The sequence below is a fragment of the Pseudobacillus badius genome, assembly GCF_002189605.1.
GTDB lineage: Bacteria > Bacillota > Bacilli > Bacillales > Domibacillaceae > Pseudobacillus > Pseudobacillus badius.
Genome location: NZ_MWMM01000004.1, coordinates 219,690 through 236,912, shown reverse-complemented (window position 1 = coordinate 236,912; position 17,223 = coordinate 219,690). Strand labels below are relative to the sequence as shown.

The 17,223-nt window shown below is 41.7% G+C and carries 17 protein-coding genes and 2 tRNA genes; 14 read left to right on the top strand and 5 right to left on the bottom strand.

All coding sequences use genetic code 11. The features are described 5' to 3' along the window. Window positions 1-15: 15 nt before the first annotated feature. Together B1A98_RS20455 and B1A98_RS10140 are read right to left on the bottom strand one after the other, a co-directional pair. Complete coding sequence (locus tag B1A98_RS20455; protein WP_156487285.1) at window positions 16-177, bottom strand: hypothetical protein; 162 nt, start codon at window positions 175-177, stop codon at window positions 16-18. 421 nt (window positions 178-598) lie between these two features. Continuing rightward, window positions 599-1,015: a pyridoxamine 5'-phosphate oxidase family protein gene (locus B1A98_RS10140; protein WP_063385145.1), complete on the bottom strand. Its 417-nt coding sequence runs from the start codon at window positions 1,013-1,015 to the stop codon at window positions 599-601. A gap of 185 nt (window positions 1,016-1,200) precedes the next feature. Here B1A98_RS10140 and B1A98_RS10135 point away from each other — a divergent pair, with 185 nt between their 5' ends. The 10 genes from B1A98_RS10135 (at window position 1,201) to B1A98_RS10090 (ending at window position 10,278) form a co-directional block, all read left to right on the top strand. Then, window positions 1,201-1,908, top strand: a complete 708-nt coding sequence (locus B1A98_RS10135) for a phosphoadenylyl-sulfate reductase (protein WP_063384951.1) — start codon at window positions 1,201-1,203, stop codon at window positions 1,906-1,908. A 60-nt stretch (window positions 1,909-1,968) separates the two neighbouring features. Further along, window positions 1,969-3,117, top strand: a complete 1,149-nt coding sequence (gene sat, locus B1A98_RS10130; RefSeq protein ID WP_063384952.1) for a sulfate adenylyltransferase — start codon at window positions 1,969-1,971, stop codon at window positions 3,115-3,117. 12 nt (window positions 3,118-3,129) lie between these two features. Beyond that, a complete protein-coding gene (gene cysC, locus B1A98_RS10125) occupies window positions 3,130-3,723 on the top strand; it encodes an adenylyl-sulfate kinase (RefSeq protein WP_063384953.1) in 594 nt (197 codons plus the stop codon). 67 nt (window positions 3,724-3,790) lie between these two features. Beyond that, window positions 3,791-4,573, top strand: a complete 783-nt coding sequence (cobA, locus tag B1A98_RS10120) for a uroporphyrinogen-III C-methyltransferase (RefSeq protein WP_170808523.1) — start codon at window positions 3,791-3,793, stop codon at window positions 4,571-4,573. Next, window positions 4,570-5,343, top strand: coding sequence for a sirohydrochlorin chelatase (locus B1A98_RS10115; RefSeq protein WP_063384955.1), 774 nt, complete (start codon window positions 4,570-4,572; stop codon window positions 5,341-5,343). The genes cobA and B1A98_RS10115 overlap by 4 nt, the downstream gene beginning before the upstream one ends. Beyond that, a complete protein-coding gene (locus tag B1A98_RS10110; protein ID WP_063385146.1) occupies window positions 5,312-5,938 on the top strand; it encodes an NAD(P)-dependent oxidoreductase in 627 nt (208 codons plus the stop codon). The genes B1A98_RS10115 and B1A98_RS10110 overlap by 32 nt, the downstream gene beginning before the upstream one ends. A 16-nt stretch (window positions 5,939-5,954) precedes the next feature. After that, window positions 5,955-6,860, top strand: coding sequence for a sulfite exporter TauE/SafE family protein (locus tag B1A98_RS10105; protein WP_063384956.1), 906 nt, complete (start codon window positions 5,955-5,957; stop codon window positions 6,858-6,860). A 340-nt stretch (window positions 6,861-7,200) separates the two neighbouring features. Further along, a complete protein-coding gene (locus B1A98_RS10100; protein WP_063384957.1) occupies window positions 7,201-7,638 on the top strand; it encodes a peptidylprolyl isomerase in 438 nt (145 codons plus the stop codon). Between the two features lie 407 nt (window positions 7,639-8,045). Next, window positions 8,046-9,968 carry an asparagine synthase (glutamine-hydrolyzing) gene (asnB, locus tag B1A98_RS10095; RefSeq protein WP_063384958.1) on the top strand — a complete coding sequence of 641 codons (1,923 nt, stop codon included), beginning with the start codon at window positions 8,046-8,048 and terminating at the stop codon, window positions 9,966-9,968. 236 nt (window positions 9,969-10,204) lie between these two features. After that, window positions 10,205-10,278 (top strand) — tRNA-Arg (locus tag B1A98_RS10090). A gap of 199 nt (window positions 10,279-10,477) precedes the next feature. On the opposite strand, the gene B1A98_RS10085 is transcribed toward B1A98_RS10090, so the two are convergent. Next, window positions 10,478-10,843, bottom strand: coding sequence for a hypothetical protein (locus B1A98_RS10085; RefSeq protein ID WP_063384959.1), 366 nt, complete (start codon window positions 10,841-10,843; stop codon window positions 10,478-10,480). A 609-nt stretch (window positions 10,844-11,452) separates the two neighbouring features. After that, complete coding sequence (locus tag B1A98_RS10080; RefSeq protein ID WP_063384960.1) at window positions 11,453-12,169, bottom strand: DUF4261 domain-containing protein; 717 nt, start codon at window positions 12,167-12,169, stop codon at window positions 11,453-11,455. Window positions 12,170-12,802: 633 nt separating this feature from the next. Here B1A98_RS10080 and B1A98_RS10075 point away from each other — a divergent pair. The 4 genes from B1A98_RS10075 to B1A98_RS10060 all read left to right on the top strand — a co-directional run bounded on the left by B1A98_RS10075 (window position 12,803) and on the right by B1A98_RS10060 (window position 15,662). Beyond that, window positions 12,803-12,865 (top strand) — tRNA-Arg (locus B1A98_RS10075). A gap of 104 nt (window positions 12,866-12,969) precedes the next feature. Further along, window positions 12,970-13,515 (top strand): YcxB family protein, encoded by a 546-nt coding sequence (locus B1A98_RS10070; protein ID WP_063384961.1) that lies wholly within the window; start codon window positions 12,970-12,972, stop codon window positions 13,513-13,515. 837 nt (window positions 13,516-14,352) lie between these two features. Continuing rightward, window positions 14,353-14,991, top strand: coding sequence for a DUF3885 domain-containing protein (locus tag B1A98_RS10065; protein ID WP_063384962.1), 639 nt, complete (start codon window positions 14,353-14,355; stop codon window positions 14,989-14,991). A 290-nt stretch (window positions 14,992-15,281) separates the two neighbouring features. Beyond that, complete coding sequence (locus B1A98_RS10060; protein ID WP_063384963.1) at window positions 15,282-15,662, top strand: DUF3139 domain-containing protein; 381 nt, start codon at window positions 15,282-15,284, stop codon at window positions 15,660-15,662. A 67-nt stretch (window positions 15,663-15,729) separates the two neighbouring features. On the opposite strand, the gene B1A98_RS10055 is transcribed toward B1A98_RS10060, so the two are convergent. Beyond that, window positions 15,730-17,136, bottom strand: a complete 1,407-nt coding sequence (locus B1A98_RS10055) for a sigma-54 interaction domain-containing protein (RefSeq protein ID WP_082821747.1) — start codon at window positions 17,134-17,136, stop codon at window positions 15,730-15,732. Window positions 17,137-17,223: the final 87 nt, after the last annotated feature.

Genomic DNA, 17,223 nt, shown 5'->3' with positions numbered 1-17,223 from the left:
TAGTCTGTCCGGTTCTTAGGAAGGAGAAATGATCGGGCAATTTCTCAAATGTTTAATATGGGTCAGTTCCACTTGGTGGGGAGGGGAAAGGCGCATAATATCACAATATCCCGCTTCATCGATCCGGATAATTCGATACTTCTTCTCCTCATATAAAATGATATCCTGTTCTTTCACACGGATAACCTCTCTTTGTGGCTAATTATACTAACAGGGACTTGCTAAGCAGCCGGGAGGATCAAAGAAAAGCTGCAGCTTTATCTATAAGTAAACTCCTCGCCAAATTCGCTGCCAAGCAAGGAGGCTTGAAAACGAAAAGATGAGTGATTTCCAACGCCGTGGCAATGCTTGCATACTTTGCTGATAAGAAGCCCTCTGATTAGAGGAACTCTGCCTAATCCGTTGCATTCTGTACAAATTCGTCTGTGAGTCATCAAATTCATCCTTTCAAAGCTGGTGAATAAACATACTTTTCTGTAGTATACCCATCCATTCGACTGTATAATCAGAAAATTCGCCGTGAATTTTGTTTGTCTATGTCCGAGACAGAGAGAGAAAGCAAGAAAGACACCCTCCTGGTTAGGAAGGTGCCTGACTATTACAACTCCAGCACTTGAGGAGTTTTCTCGCCGTCATTCATGTAGCGGATTGTGCTCGGGGTAATTTGAAGAACGATATATTCAGGGTCTTCCGGACCGTTAAACCATTTAGCGATTTCTTCATTCCATAATCGTTCTTTCGTTTCACGCGAATCGTCGATTTGAGCAGTTCCCTCAATTTCCAGGAACGAATCGCCCATCCCTTCGCCGGAATAGCCAATTAAAATGTGAACGTTTGAATTTTTCTCAATTTCCTCGACTTTATAAGTATCTTTTCCGGTTGGGGTATACAGAGTCAGATCATCGTTGAAAAAGGTCATGTAGCGGGTATGCGGTTTGTTGTTCTTTACCGTCGCCAGTGTGCCGACTTTATGTTCTTTTAGAATATGAAGAATGTCCGTTTTCAATTTTTCCATGTTTCCAGCTCCTTTTTTGCGAATGCTTTCTTCTTTTACTATTCCTTCCTCCAAAGAAAATAAACATATTCGTCCCTTGTTCATATACTGAAAAGGATTCTTCAAAATAGGGTTTGACTTTAGGAAATTTTCTGATAAGATTATCTATATTCATAAAATCCTATCTGTTAAGTAGGTGTTTAAAGTTGATTAAATATGAACAGTGGAATGAGAACAGTCTGCCTGTGTTTCCAGCGGAGAGTAAAACAAAAGGAGCATTAGAGACTCTTCAATGGGCTTATAATGAATATGGCGAAAAGCTCACCTATGCTTGCAGTTTTGGTATTGAGGGCATTGTATTGATTGATTTAATCTCTAAGGTACAGAAAGACGCTGAGATTGTTTTTCTAGATACCGGTTATCATTTTAAAGAAACATATGAGTTGATTGAGGAAGTCAAAAAAAATTATCCTTCTCTTCGCATTCAGCTTCAGCAGCCTGAGTGTACCATCGAAGAACAAGCTGCCCGATATGGTGAAGATTTATGGAAAACCGACCCTAACCAATGCTGCAACATTAGAAAGATTGTACCGCTAGCTAACGCGCTTGCTCCAGCAGCCGCTTGGATTTCAGGTCTCAGAAGGGAACAGTCTGAAACGAGACAGCATACGAATTTTTTAAATCAGGATCACAAGTTTAAAAAGGTTAAGGTGTGTCCTTTAATTCATTGGACATGGAAGGATGTATGGCGTTATGTGACGAAACACGGGCTGGTTTATAACCGCCTTCATGACCAAGGCTATCCGAGCATCGGCTGTGAAACCTGTACAAAGCCGGCCTATTCTTTGGAGGATATGCGTGCCGGCCGCTGGTCTGGCACCGGAAAAACAGAATGCGGCCTGCATACAAGCTAATTTTTTTTATTTTAAATCATAGTATTTTTATAAAGTTAATTGATTTAGGGGGTAAAGACAATGACACAAAGTATACCGCATGGCGGAACATTGATTCACTTGTTTCATCCGGATTTAGATATTTCTCATCTTCATAAAGAAATTGAATTAGATCAAACAGCTTTAAGTGACTTAGAACTAATTGGCACCGGAGCTTACAGCCCGTTAATCGGATTTTTGACGAAAGAAGATTATGACTCCGTTGTTTCCTGCTTGCGGCTGGCGGATGGGACCGTTTGGAGCCTGCCGATCACCCTGCCGGTTACAGAAGAAAAAGCGGCGTCATTGAATGAAGAAGAAACCGTGCTCCTTGTTCACAACGGGCTGCCTTATGGCGTGATGACGATAAAGGAAATCTACCGGCCTGATCAGCATCATGAAGCCCAACAAGTCTATAGGACAACAGATCTTGCTCATCCGGGCGTGAAAAAACTGCTGGAGCGGGGCTCTGTTTATATTGGAGGACCCGTTACGCTTATTCGCCGGATTGAGCGGAAGCAATTTAGCGAGTTTTATTTTGATCCGGCTGAAACGAGAGCTATTTTTAAAGAAAAAGGCTGGGAGCGCATCGTTGGTTTCCAGACAAGAAATCCGGTGCACCGCGCCCATGAATATATTCAAAAAACAGCACTTGAAATAGTTGACGGCCTTTTATTAAATCCGCTTGTTGGCGAAACCAAAGCGGATGACATTCCGGCTGATGTGCGAATGGAAAGCTATCAGGTGCTGTTAAAGGATTACTATCCAAAAGATCGGGTGAAACTCGCTGTGTTTCCTGCTGCTATGCGTTATGCAGGACCGCGGGAAGCCGTTTTTCATGCGATTGTGCGCAAGAATTATGGCTGCACTCACTTTATTGTCGGCCGTGACCATGCCGGAGTAGGCAATTACTATGGCACCTATGATGCGCAACAGATTTTCAGCCAGTTTTCTGCCGATGAAATCGGCATCACCCTGCTCTTTTTCGAACACAGCTTTTATTGCCAAAAATGCGAAAGCATGGCTTCCGCCAAGACGTGTCCTCATGACAAGGAGCATCATGTCATTTTGTCCGGCACAAAAGTGAGAGAAATGCTTCGCGCTGGCGAGGTGCCGCCATCTACATTCAGCCGAAAAGAAGTGATTGAAGTATTAATCCGCGGTTTACGGGAGAAAGAAACGGTTTCATGAGGAGGGATTCAGATGAGTACAAATATTGTATGGCACGAGCAGGCATTAACCAAACACGATCAGCGAACAGGAAATAAGCATCATAGTGCGGTGTTTTGGTTGACCGGCCTGTCCGGGTCAGGGAAATCAACAGTTGCCAATGCGGCGGCGAAAAAGCTGCACGAGCTTGGAGCAAACACCTATGTGCTGGATGGCGATAATATCCGGCACGGTTTGAATAAAGATTTAGGCTTCTCCGAGGCGGACCGGAAAGAAAACATCCGCCGGATCGGTGAAGTAGCCAAATTATTCGTTGACAGCGGCCAAATTGTCTTTACCGCCTTTATTTCTCCTTTTCAAGAGGATCGAAAGGCCGTTCGCCAGCTGCTTGAGGCGGATGAATTTGTTGAAGTATTCATCAACTGCCCGCTCAATGAATGTGAAGCCCGTGATCCTAAAGGGCTTTATCAAAAGGCTCGCAGCGGCCAGATTCCAGAGTTCACGGGAATCTCTTCTCCCTACGAAGCACCGGATGCGCCGGAGCTTGTTCTGGAGACCAGCCGCTATTCAGTGGATGAATGTGCCGATCAATTAATTGAATTTATGAAAAAGAAGAGCTGGATTTAACGAGAAAATGATAGAAAGCGGCGGGCCTTTTCCCCGCAGCATTTGAAAATATGGAGCGGAGGTGGCCATTATGGAAAAGGTGCAGCTAGTCGGAGCGGGTCCTGGTGACCCGGACTTAATTACAGTGAAAGGCTTAAGGGCTATTCAAGAGGCAGAGGTGATCTTGTACGATCGGTTAATCAGCCCTGAACTTTTAGATGATGCGAAACCCGGGGCTGAATTGATCTTTTGCGGCAAGCTTCCCGACCATCATCATCTGCAGCAGGAAACGATTAATTACTTGCTGGTGAAGCATGCCAAGGCAGGGAAAAGGGTTGTAAGGCTTAAAGGCGGCGATCCATTCGTTTTCGGCCGCGGCGGCGAAGAAGCTGCCTTTCTTGCGGAACATGGCGTGCCTTTTGAGATTATCCCGGGCATTACCTCTGGAATCGCTGCTCCTGCCTATGCGGGGATTCCGGTTACTCACAGAGATCATAGCGCCTCCTTTGCCATTGTGACCGGTCATCGGCGCGAAGGAGAGAAAGAGGATCAGAAATGGGCGGCCCTTGCCAACGGCATTGACACGTTAGCCATTTATATGGGAGTCAAAAACCTTCCTTATATACAGCAGCGATTAATTGAAAATGGCAAATCCCCGCAGACGCCGGCTGCCTTGGTTCATTGGGGGACAACGAAAGCCCAAAGAACAGTGACAGGCACGCTGGCGACCATTGCGGATATTGCCCAAGAAGAAGGCGTGACGAATCCAAGCATGATTGTTATTGGCGAAGTCGTCCGGCTTCGGGAGAAGTTGCGCTGGTTTAACGAGTGGGAAGCAGAGGCTGTGCTGGCAGTGGGGGCCGGGCAATGAAAGCTGTTCTTTACATTTGCCATGGCAGCCGGGTGAAGCAAGGGAGAGAGGAGGCGCTCGCTTTCATTGAACGGACAAAACCGTTTATTGGCATCCCTATTCAAGAGGCCTGCTTTTTGGAATTGGCGGAACCGACCATTGAACAGGGAATTGCCCGCTGTGTAGCGAAAGGCGCCACAGAAGTGATTGTTCTGCCGTTCTTGCTGCTGGCTGCCGGCCATGCGAAAAAAGATATTCCTATAGAGCTGGAGAAAGCGAAATTCCGTTTTCCTTCCATCATCTTTTACTATGCTCAGCCGCTTGGTGTACATGAAGCTATTGTCGATATTTTAGTGGAGCGAATGAAGGAAACTGGGCAGCGCATCTTACCGGATGCGTCTGTATTGCTCGTTGGCCGGGGGAGCAGCGACCCGCAGACGCTGGCTGATTTTGCAGCCATTAGGGATCTGTTCTGTTATAAAACCAAGTTAATAGATGTGAATATAGGATATTTAGCGGCAGCGGCTCCGTCATTCAAAGAGGAACTGACGCGCCTCTGCGAACAGAAGCCGTCTCAGTTATGGGTGGTTCCTTATTTATTATTTACCGGAATTTTGTCTAACACATTAAAAAGAGAGCTGGAAGGGCTAGGTTCAGGAGATTCAGTGATTTTAACGAAGTGCCTGGGGTATCATCCGGCCATCCGGCAAATTATAAAGGACCGCATAGAAGAGGCAAATCCGGCAAGGGGGTATTTCGATGTTTCCCATTATGGTGCATTTAGCGGATGAGAAAGTTGTGATGGTTGGCGGCGGGGAAGTGGCTTTGCACAAGATAGAAAACCTGCGACGGTTCGGCCTTCATGTCCACGTTGTGAGTCCGGTGATTCATCCGGGGATAGAAAAGCTCGCTGATGAAGGGGTGGTTACAGTTATCCAAAAGCCTGTTGAAGAAAAAGACTACGAGGATGCTTTCTTAGTGATGGCCGTGACTGATTCAAAAAAGGTTAATGATGAAGTCGCCAAACAAGCCAAGGCAGCCGGCAAGCTCGTTGTTCATGCTGCCCAGCCGGACCTCGGCAACAGCATCATCCCTGCTTCCTTGCAGCGCGGCCGGCTCGTCCTAAGTGTTTCCACAGGAGGAGCCAGCCCGACATTGGCTAAGCAGATCAGAAACGAGCTCGCAGAAGTCTATGATGAATCGTATGAAGACTACATTGATTTTTTATATGAAGTTAGACAAATTGTGAGGAAAGTAGAACCAGATCGTACTGTACGCCGTCATTTATTAAAAATAGCGGCTGATCCTATCTTTTATAAAGATATAGAGCGGCGGGAAGCATTTTTGCGTGAAATCCGCCCATTTGCTCAAGCCATACAGCCTTAATTAGGAGGGGAAAAAAGTGGAACGTTTTGTCATATTGGCGCTAGTTGGACTCGCCGCCCAGCTTGTAGATGGTGCGCTCGGAATGGGGTATGGGCTTACATCTACGACCCTTTTGCTGACGGCAGGCATTGCGCCCGCGATAGCCTCTGCCTCGGTTCATATGGCAGAAGTGGTCACGACCGCTGCCTCAGGGATGTCGCACATGCGCTTTGGGAATGTTGATAAACAGATGGCAAAGCGTCTAATTATCCCCGGATCAGTCGGTGCATTTTCAGGAGCGACCTTCTTGAGCCACTTAACTGGCGACTACGTGCGATTATACGTGTCAATCTTTTTATTGGCATTAGGATTGTATATTCTGGCGCGTTTTTTATTTTTGCAGGATGCCCGCAGGCAAGAACATAAAAAGCTGACGAATAAATTTTATCTTCCGCTCGGTTTTGTCGCAGGCTTCTTTGATGCGAGCGGCGGAGGCGGTTGGGGACCGATTGCCACTCCTGCTTTGCTTTCGCAAAAAGGGGTGGAGCCAAGAAAAGTAATCGGGACGGTCAGTGTCAGTGAATTTGCTGTCGCCGCTTCAGCAACATTGGGGTTTATGCTGTCCCTCGGTCTCGGCCATATTAACTGGCTCTGGGCAGGAGCGATTATGCTCGGGGGAGTGATTGCTGCTCCGATTGCTGCCTGGATTGTCAAAAGCCTTCCGACACGCATGCTGGCTGTGATTGTAAGCGGCATGTTAGTTTTTACAAACGTCCGCGCCATATTCGGGTATACGACGATTCCCCCGACTATTCAGTATGTCATGTATACGGCTATTGTTTTAGTATGGATCTATATTGTTTTTCATGTAGCCCAAAAAGAACGAAGGCTGAAAGCAGCAGAACTGGCGATGGGCTTGCAGAAATCACAAGAAACATCTTAATGTCCATCTTGCATCTTGCCTGTATTTTTTATCCCTTCTCTTCCTGGAAAAGAAGGGATGTTGGCTTTTGCAGGCTGTATCTTCACTGTTTAGTTCGCTGTCGGACGCGGTTGTCTTCCAGAGGGGATAACATAGACTTGAAAGATCCGGATGAGCACCGGTAATTTGATCATGATCTTGGAAAAGGAAGCCTCTCTGAGCAGCTGATCTCAGTAGGGGTTTTTGGCGCGCAAACAGCTACTCGGAAAATTCCTTAAGAAAATCTTTTCATCTTTCTGGTTTTCTTCCGCTCTTCTGGTATGATAAAAAGGAAATATTCAAGTGAAAAGGAGTGGTTTTTATGGCAAAAAAAGGGAAGATTGTAATGGAGAATGGGGAAACGATTGAATTTGAATTATATCCAGGCGAAGCGCCTAATACGGTGGCTAATTTTGAAAAGCTGGCAAATGAAGGCTTTTATAACGGAGTAGTGTTTCATCGAGTCATCCCTGGATTCGTTAGTCAGGGCGGAGATCCGACAGGGACAGGCAGAGGCGGCGCTGGCTATACGATTAAATGTGAAACAGAAGGAAATCCTCATAAGCATGAAGCAGGCAGCTTGTCAATGGCTCATGCCGGCAAAGATACAGGCAGCAGCCAATTCTTTATCGTTCATGAACCTCAGCCCCATTTAAACGGCGTACATACTGTATTTGGGAAAGTAACATCTGGCTTGGAAACAGCGCGTGCTATGAAAAACGGCGATGTCATGAAGGAAGTTACTGTATTCGAAGAATAATCAGATAACATAGAGTCCTGCCCGCAGATAAGCAGGACTCTGTTTATTTGCACAAAGCCCCTCTTGTTGCTATCACATAAGTGCCTCACTCGTAAAGCTTCACTCATGATCCGGTTGGGTTCTATCTCCTAATATTGATTTTTTATCACATTTCAGCGGGCCGACAGAACAATTTGAAGTTTAATCTGCCAACAGACAGGGAAATTACAAGAAGCGGAAAAATGATTTCCCAAAAATTGTTAGATTCTGCTGCTAAGAGTTGGCAAATATAAGTAAATGATCGTCACAAACTAAAGAAAGACAGCAAGAAATAAATCAAACTATTGAATCATTTGTTATTTTCTAGAAAAACTGATACTGTGGTAAAAGACAAAAAAGGTTCATTTTAGAATAGGCAGGTGTTAGCGATGTGTGGATTTGTTGGTTGTGTGTACGACAAACCCCAAGAAACGAAAGAGACATTAAAAAAAGATACATTTAGAAAAATGAATGCCATTATTACTCATAGAGGGCCTGATGACGAGGGCTTTTATTTTGATAAATACGTAAATTTTGGTTTTAGACGTCTAAGTATTATCGGGCTTGAGAGCGGTCATCAGCCCCTCTCTTATGAAAATGACCGTTATTGGATCATTTTTAATGGTGAAATTTATAATTATATTGAAATTCGCCAAGAGATGGAAGAAAAAGGCTATCAATTCTTTACGGATTCAGACACAGAGGTGATTCTTGCTCTTTATAGCGATTTGAAGGAGCATGCTGTCAAGAAACTAAGAGGAATGTTTGCCTTTGTTATTTGGGATAAAGAAGAAGAACTATTATTTGGAGCAAGGGATTATTTTGGCATCAAGCCATTCTTCTATTCCGAACAAGAGGATCTTACGTTATTCGCCTCTGAGAAAAAGAGCATTCTATTAGCTAAAGAAAATCAGGCAGAATCTGAGATTGACCGGGATGCCTTGCAGCATTATCTTAGCTTTCAATACGTGCCTGAACCGAATACGATGACGGCTTCCGTGAAAAAGCTTGCTCCCGGCCATTATTTCTTTAAAAAACCGGGACAAGCGATGAAAATTCGCTGCTATTGGCGTCCTAATTTTCAGCCGGCGCAAACAGGCGAGCGGCAGCTTGTGAAGCAGATTCAAGACGTGCTAACGGATTCAGTCGCTGTTCATATGCGCAGTGACGTACCAGTCGGGTCATTCCTGTCTGGCGGAATTGATTCATCCTTCATTGTTGCTTTAGCAAAAGAAGTGAACCCAAAGATCAAAACGTTCTCTGTCGGCTTTGAAAGAAACGGATTCAGTGAAATTGATGTAGCGCAGGAAACGGCTCAATCCTTGGATTTAGAAAACATCAGCTATGTGATCTCACCCGAAGAGTTTCTAGAGGAATTTCCGAAAATTATTTGGCATATGGATGATCCGCTCGCTGATCCGGCAGCTGTGCCGCTCTATTTTGTTGCGCGCGAGGCGAAAAAGCATGTAACAGTAGCACTGTCTGGGGAAGGGGCGGATGAGTTGTTTGGCGGATACAACATCTACCGGGAGCCGGAATCTTTGCGCGTATTTAATTACCTTCCTTCTCCTGTTAAACGTATCGTTAAAACCCTTGGCCAAGCACTGCCCGAAGGAATGAAAGGGAAAAGCTTTATTGAGCGCGGCGTTACCCCGCTGGAAGAACGCTATATCGGCAATGCGAAGATTTTTGAAGAAGCGGAAAAAGCGCCGCTGCTTACCGATTATAGAAGGGGATTAGATTACACGCACATCACCGATCCTATTTACAGCCAATCCAGCGGCTACGATGCGGTGACAAAAATGCAACACTTGGACATTCATACATGGCTGAGAGGGGACATTTTATTAAAAGCGGATAAGATGTCTATGGCCCATTCCCTCGAACTGAGAGTTCCTTTTCTGGATAAACGCGTCTTTGAGGTAGCTTCCAAAATTAGCGCTGATCAGAAAATAGCCCATCATACAACTAAATATATCCTTCGCAAAGCAGCCGAAGGCATTGTCCCGGATCATGTGTTAAATAGAAAAAAATTAGGGTTCCCCGTGCCGATCCGTCACTGGCTGAAAGAAGAGCTTTATGATTGGGCCTCTCTCATCATCCGTTCCAGCGAGGTGGATGATCTCTTTGATAAACGGCAGGTTCAATTGCTGCTGGACGAGCATGCCGCCGGCAAGAAAGATAACAGCCGAAAGCTGTGGACGCTCCTTTCCTTTATGGTCTGGCATCAAATTTATATTGAAAACTGCTATGACTTTGGATCACTAAATACTGGGCAAGAGGCTCAGACCAAAAGCGTGCTGTCTTATTAAAAAATCTCAAAAACCTTGGAGACTTGTTCTCCAAGGTTTTTGAGGCGATTTCATGGAGCAGGCCTTGCTTGCAGGTCCCTATGCCCATTCAAGGGGCGAATTGACTCTTGCAAAGAATTTATGCTAAAATAGAAGAGTTTCTGAAGATAAAAACGGCAAATACTAGTTAAGTAAGCATATTCTTCTTAAACAATCCCGTTCTTCTCGTTCAGAAGAAAAACAGGGTTATAGAAGATGCGCCTTTAGCTCAGCAGGATAGAGCAGCAGCCTCCTAAGCTGCAGGTCAGAGGTTCAAATCCTCTAAGGCGCGTAAAACATGGAAGAAGGTTGATATATTAAGGTTCTCTGGATTAGAAATATTCTAGAGTGTCCGACCTATATCGACCTTTTTTCTTTTATTTTCTAATCTGATCAATTGAAATTTCCAACATTCTTTCACTCCTTCATAATATAGATCAAAAGTCAACTTAGGTCCTATTTAATTCATTTTCCTCATTAAGACAATGCATTTACTGATTTGGGCTGTTCTCTTTTAAAAATTTAATTAAATCCTCCTCGGTGTATGCTTTATACACCACATTTTTAGTATCAAATACAACATATGCTGGAGATTTTTCTAATTCTAAAAACTTATATTCACCATTTGTTTCTTCTAATGAAGTTCGACCATGAATTTTTTTAACATTAGTTATTTGATTCTCTTCTAACCATTTATTGTAATCTGCCATTTCTGTTTCTCTTACCATTAATAAGGAATACTTATTTTCATCAGCAGAAAATAACGGATGAACTGGAGTTGATTCTGTCTCAGTAATACTAGAACAACCTGCTAAAAATGCACCTATTATAATCCACACTGCTAATATCTTGTTCATGTAATTACCGCCTTTTAAGGTTTTGATTTAATATAAATTTACCATAATTTTTCAATTTGTTTTAGAGTAATCTGTCCCGTCAGTGCAATTACGGAGTATAGATAATTTCGGTACATCTTTTTTAAAAAAGATGCTGATTTTTATAAACAGTACAACCTTATTTGAAGCCTACAATGGTGACTTTGATCAAATACACGATAATGTTGAAAGTATTTTAAAATGATATGTAAACCAGCATATTGTTAACGCAATTGATAAGAAATGCAATATTCCTTCTCTCAAAATTGCTGAAAGTAAAGATCAAGGAAGTATTATACATGTTGAAGGTGCAATTTTTGATACAAAGAATGGAAAGATAAAAGCAAGACAGTATAGATTGGAGATAAAATGCAAGCGCGCTGTTTTTCATTTAAGCTAAATTAAACTTTAATGTTGTTAGTACCTCTCAGCAACTTTGTAAACCCTGTTGATTGGAATGGAAGGCGAAGCAGCCTGGAATGGAAATCAACAGCCCCCATCTACAAGCAAAAGAAAAAGACTGCGGACCACAACTTCAATTTTCATTGAGTTTGTCTACAGTCTGAGAGGTACAATAAGTACCTCTATTACTTATGCTGGAATTAAATTAATTAATCCAAATGGATTAAAGAATACATCCTCTTCCTCGTATCTAAATTCATTGATGAAATCAATTTTGTATACAGGTGAATTTTGCTCCAAACTAAATATCTCACCATTTTGAAAAGAAGGATGCTCAATAATGTGATAAAGATTGAAGTTATTAAGGAGGTCTGCGGCTTCTTCTGGTGATATTGAAGAAGGAGTAATGACATCCGGTAATCCAAAGGCTTTCATTCCGCACGAAAAATAACTTTCCTCCTCACCAACGAGAGTCACAAAATGAGAATAGATAGGAAAATAATCTTGGTTTTCTAAAAGTTGATACCATTCATCTTTGGTGTGTGCCATTCCGGAAGTTTCAATTTTTATCGCTAAACCGCCAGCTTTTAATAAAGTTGCTCCGACATCTACTACTTGTTTAAGCCCTTCAATCCCATTAATATTTGCTATTACATATACCGTGAACGTATGATGTTCGATTTCATCCAAAAGACTTTCCTGAAGGGCACCTGCATAGGAAAAAGCCTCCTTTAAATGGGGGGCGTGTTCATAAACTTCCACTTGAAAACCTACGTCTTTTTTTGCGTTATGGATAATGTAACCAGCCATTAAATACCCATCACCGTTAGATGCAACAGCTTGTATTAACTCTGATCTATTTTTCCACTTTCCGGGAACCCCAATAATGACTTGAACTTCTGACATATAAACACATCCTTAAATTGTATAATAAAAATTTTGAGGTCCTCAATGACCTGTTAGTTTCCTGAATTGGATACAAACAGGATGTACCCATCCTATGTTTTACATTCTTTATTGAATTGGTAAAACCCTCTATTTCACAAAAGGTATAATTTTAAAATGAACTATCTAAACGAATATAGCTTAAAAGAATTTCTTGAAGAATATGCAGAATCATACATAGAGCATCGTATGGCCACAGAGCTAGAACAACATAGTGAGTAATGAAATCATTAATAAAAGCACAATTTTATCCCCTGTTTCTCTGGCAATGGCCGTTTTAGCCCAGTCTTTCTGATGCAAATCTCGAATCATAAAAACTCCTCTTCACTTAACACCGTCACGTCACTCCTTAAAAAATCAAAAGTACGTAACGTTTATCTGTTATAAACGGGGAATTTTAAACTGGAGATATTATCCATTTTGAAGTCGGAGGTAACAAATAAAGAAAAATTCAGTAGATTGCAAGTTAGCTGCGTGTTAAAATAGAAGGAGAAAAATGGGATTCTGTTAGAAGGTAGTTGTAAGACAAGTTTCCAAAAACGGTACAGAGTAAACTAAATAAACCTATATATATCAGTCTTTTATTTGACCTGCAGCTCAGCAGGATAGAGCAGCAGCCTCCTAAGCTGCAGGTCAGAGGTTCAAATCCTCTAAGTCGCGTAAAAGTAAAAGGAAGGGATTAGCCCTTCCTTTTTTGTATAGCCAGCTTGTCACGCTGCTTCGGCTTTTAAAAAGTCTAAATAGGAGAGGGAGGAAGATGGATGAAACTAAGCTATGAGCTGACAAAGGAGGATTACTTGGCATTCAATCTTTATTACGTCAAGAATTCCGCCGCCATCAAAAAGTCTTTATTCGCGCAGCGTTTCTTTCCGCCCATCGCTTTTCTGGTGCTTCCTTTTATTTTTACCGGAATTACAGGAGAGTTTTCAGTCGGGCTGTCCGTTGTTTTTATGCTGACTGCTGTCGCCTGGATGATGTTTTATCCAAGGTATTTCTATTGGCATGTAAAGAACGGGGTCAATAAAGCGTTAAATGAAGGGAAAAATGAAAATCTGATTGGTGAACATACATTCACTCTTCATGAAGATGGCTTTATAGAGAAAAACAAGGTAGAAGAAAGAAAGGTAAGCTGGTCCGGAATTGAGAAAGTAGCAGAAAACGAAGAGTATTATTTTTTGTTTTTCAGCTCAATGAGTGCCTACATTCTGCCTAAGCGCGCCTTTGCGGATGAAGAAGCGAAAAGACAGTTTCGCCAGCTGGCAGATAGAGCGGTTTCCTCTGATGGGTTATGGACCGGGCGTGGATAGATTACAATTAACTAAAGTCGTTTTGTGCAGAATTCAAATATATTAAATAAAAATAAATAAAACGCAGCAATAGCAAGGACAAACGACAGTTAGAGACTCAGCAACTTTAAAGAGCCTATTTGCAATAAAATGCAGATAGGCTCTTCTATTTTCCTCTTAAATCAAGAACTTCACTATGACCCAACAACAAATTAAATGACAGCTACTTCATCATGTTTTAAAGACCAATACATCCTATTCCATTAAGCACCTCCGAACACTTCTAAAGAGGAACCTCAAAAGGCAAATACAAATCCTGCAGCTCTTTCAGACAAAACCAACAGGCGGAGAATTGCCATTGAAGAGTAATATTGCCTTTTCATGGGAAATTTGAGAGGATAAAGATCGGTCCAGCTGATGATCACGCAGCAACAGAAAGAAAACGATAGGACACTAATACACGTAAAGTGACTCTATTTCACAAGGGGGATTTATTAATGAAGAATAAAAAAAATAGAAAAGCAGCCTATATTGAATTAACTATTGTATGTATAGTTTTGGCGATACTCATCTATGTTTTCAATTTACCTAGTTATATATATATTGTGTTAGTGTTAGCTGCTCTTGTGAATTTGATAGCCATATTAATCAGATATGAAAAATAGTCGCGAGTACTAAGCTGCCGGGCTCCTTAAGAAGACAGAGCGCTGATGTATCAACGGGTATAAAACATCGTGCCTAAACAATAATTTTGGATGTGACAGACTCCTTTTTTATTAAATTGATTATTTGTGCAGTCAGATTCAAAACTTTATGAGCTATTTTTAATCCAGCGCCAGGGAAAGAGAGGATCATTAAATGAACATAACAGAATATCTCCATGAAAAGTTTCCGTCTGTTGAATTAGTCCCAAGTATCTATTATCAATGGGACATAGGCATCCGCTTTTCACTTGGCGGTGAAATCTATCAGTTCAAAGAAAATGCCGGGCTTAACCTTGAACGGTTTCAACTTGTATATAAGCAAGCCTCTGCAATTTTCAATAAATTGTTTGAACAAAATGATGACTTGTTTCTTGTAACGAATGTCTATAAGCATAAAATGAAAAAGCAGCGAACAAAAAAATTGAAAGTCTATCAGTCATTTCTTAAGTGTAAAAGTATTTTAGATCGTATTCAGGTAAGAACTTACCCTTATCCGTTTGATTTGGATGAATCCACAGAATATGAGATGCAACAATTTTCATTGCTGTGTAAACGAAAAGATCTACGTGTAAATGAATTGCTTAAGGCAGCAAGTAATGAAGACTTTCCCTTAAAACCAAAGTTTGGAGGTTACTCCATCAATTATCCTGATGTTTTCTTTGTGAACATAACAAAAGATATTATTTTCTTTGTATATGATGATCGTGGATGTGAAGTGATAGCCCGTGAAGCAGACCTACTACGCTCTCTCTGTAAGCAATACTATGATTGGGTGGAAGAAGCAGATTGTTGATACTAAATTACCTGAAGACATTCAAGAAGAGACGCATGCAAGCTTCAAATTCTTTAATCAACAGAATCAGGAAATTTCAGTTGAATAGCTGGTAATAAAAAAGTGCAAAACTTGGTTTGCACTTTTTTAAACGGCAGTCTCATACGATAGTTCGGAACTATCTATAGGCAGGACAATCCACTTCAGGATCATTCCTCTCTATACATCGCCATTTCGTGCTTTTCGCTTCCTAATTATTATATTTTTTCATATAATTGTAAGAAGCGTATCTTAAAAGGGGATTTAGCTAAATGGCAAAGAAAATTTTTCTCAGTGTTTTCATCTTATTATTGATGGCTTTAGGAGTTTATTATGTTTACTGGGATCACAGGGTGAAGAATGAAGAAATAGTTGCAAAAAAAGCTTTAAATGAGTACCTATATGAGGAAAGAGCTTTCCAGAAATCTGATATAAAAAAGATTACCTTTTTCAATGATAATCCCTTAGGCGGCGAAAATTATTTATTACATTATGCTTATGTCGCATATACAGATGAACCTGAAAATCAATATGTATACTATATAACCAAGGACAAAAAAGCAACATTTGCAGGTTATGCAGGACAAGGAGATCCAGACACAATGAAACATGAAGATTATGAAAAGCTGAACGATGAAAAAGTCGAAGAGTAGCGCAATTACGCGCTACTCTTCGACTTTTTTTGTACCATTCAAGAAGAAAATGAAACGGCTTCATACTCTATTTAACTGGTATCGGGATGTCTAATTGGCCAATTTTTCTATAGATTGTTCTGACGCTTACTCCTAAATCTTCTGCAGCTAATTTCTTCCCTTCGTGATCATAGCCATAGAGATTCAGTTTTTGAATCAGCATTTCTTTCTCCATTTGTTTAAATCCTTGCTTTTCATTTGGAGAGCAAGGATGGCTCGCGGTTGCTTCTTTGAAAGCGGCAGGCAGGGACGAAATCGTCAGCTGCTGGCCCCTTTCCATGTTCATGCTGTATTCCAGAACATTTTCTAACTCCCGAATGTTTCCAGGCCAGTGGTGCTGCTTTAGTCTTTTTAAAAACTCCGGTTCACAGCCTTGAATGAATTTTCCTGTTCTATCCTGTAATCTCTCCATCAATACGGGAACAATTTCAGCGATATCTTCTTTTCTTTCACGCAGAGGCGGCAAATGTATAGGAATTACGTTTAACCGGTAGTAGAGATCCGAGCGGAATTGCTTGGATTCTACTAAATGCTCCAACGATTGATTGGCTGCCGCGATGACGCGAACATTTACTTTTTTGGAAATCGTGCTTCCAATTCTTTGTACGATTCCATCCTGCAGGACTTTGAGCAGCTTGGGCTGCATGGATAAAGGAAGGTCAGCAATCTCATCCAAGAAAAGAGTTCCCCTGTCGGCCAGTTCAAAATAACCTGGTTTGCCTTTTTTGCGTGCCCCTGTAAACGCTCCTTCCTCGTAACCGAATAGTTCGCTTTCAAATAAGGATTCTGGAATGCTCGCACAGTTAATCTCGATAAAGTTTCCTTTCCGGAAGATGCTTTGTTCATGAATCAGCTTGGCCAGTAAGCTCTTTCCAGTGCCTGTTTCTCCTGTGATTGCAATGGAGGAAGAACTGTTGACCAGATTCTTCAGCAGCTCCTTTAAATCATTTAATGCCTTGTTGTTTCCAAGAATATAGTCCGTCTTTTCCTTTTCTTTTTTTGATACTAATTGAAAGTCGCCTAGTGCATGAAGAATGTGCATGATCGTTTGGCTTAGTTGTGACATCCAATAACTGTACTCTTTTTGCTTGTCCATTAATTCGTTTTGTCCATCTAGTGAAAAGCTGGCAAATGTAAGATACCCATAATGTCTACCGTTTTCCACGATGTTGCGGACGATTTCAACGGTGGAGGGACAGTTTTTTTGAAAATGACACCCTTGGCACATCTTCATATGTCCCGGCTTTTGAATAAAGCTGATCGGGTGCTTATATAACTTTTTGAAGAAGGGCAAATGAACCCGGTTTCCTTTTCTTTTTCTGTATTCTGCTGTTGAGGCGGTTAACATCCCTTCCTGGTTGAAAAAAGCAATTTCAATTTGCAAAAGTTCGGAAAACGTTTGAATAACTGCGGCCACTGCGTTAACTGAAGACACCAAAACCCCCCCCTTATTTTAAATCCGCCTGATTCTTCAATCATTTTTAGTGAATCACTTCAGCCAAGAATGCTTTTTCTGATTATA

Excerpts from the sequence above, each read along its gene's own strand:
- B1A98_RS10140 (WP_063385145.1), bottom strand. The coding sequence starts at position 1,015 with ATGGAAAAATTGAAAACGGACATTCTTCATATTCTAAAAGAACATAAA.
- sat (WP_063384952.1), top strand. The coding sequence starts at position 1,969 with ATGACACAAAGTATACCGCATGGCGGAACATTGATTCACTTGTTTCAT.
- cysC (WP_063384953.1), top strand. The coding sequence starts at position 3,130 with ATGAGTACAAATATTGTATGGCACGAGCAGGCATTAACCAAACACGAT.
- B1A98_RS10115 (WP_063384955.1), top strand. The coding sequence starts at position 4,570 with ATGAAAGCTGTTCTTTACATTTGCCATGGCAGCCGGGTGAAGCAAGGG.
- B1A98_RS10110 (WP_063385146.1), top strand. The coding sequence starts at position 5,312 with ATGTTTCCCATTATGGTGCATTTAGCGGATGAGAAAGTTGTGATGGTT.
- B1A98_RS10100 (WP_063384957.1), top strand. The coding sequence starts at position 7,201 with ATGGCAAAAAAAGGGAAGATTGTAATGGAGAATGGGGAAACGATTGAA.
- asnB (WP_063384958.1), top strand. The coding sequence starts at position 8,046 with ATGTGTGGATTTGTTGGTTGTGTGTACGACAAACCCCAAGAAACGAAA.
- B1A98_RS10085 (WP_063384959.1), bottom strand. The coding sequence starts at position 10,843 with ATGAACAAGATATTAGCAGTGTGGATTATAATAGGTGCATTTTTAGCA.
- B1A98_RS10080 (WP_063384960.1), bottom strand. The coding sequence starts at position 12,169 with ATGTCAGAAGTTCAAGTCATTATTGGGGTTCCCGGAAAGTGGAAAAAT.
- B1A98_RS10070 (WP_063384961.1), top strand. The coding sequence starts at position 12,970 with ATGAAACTAAGCTATGAGCTGACAAAGGAGGATTACTTGGCATTCAAT.
- B1A98_RS10065 (WP_063384962.1), top strand. The coding sequence starts at position 14,353 with ATGAACATAACAGAATATCTCCATGAAAAGTTTCCGTCTGTTGAATTA.
- B1A98_RS10060 (WP_063384963.1), top strand. The coding sequence starts at position 15,282 with ATGGCAAAGAAAATTTTTCTCAGTGTTTTCATCTTATTATTGATGGCT.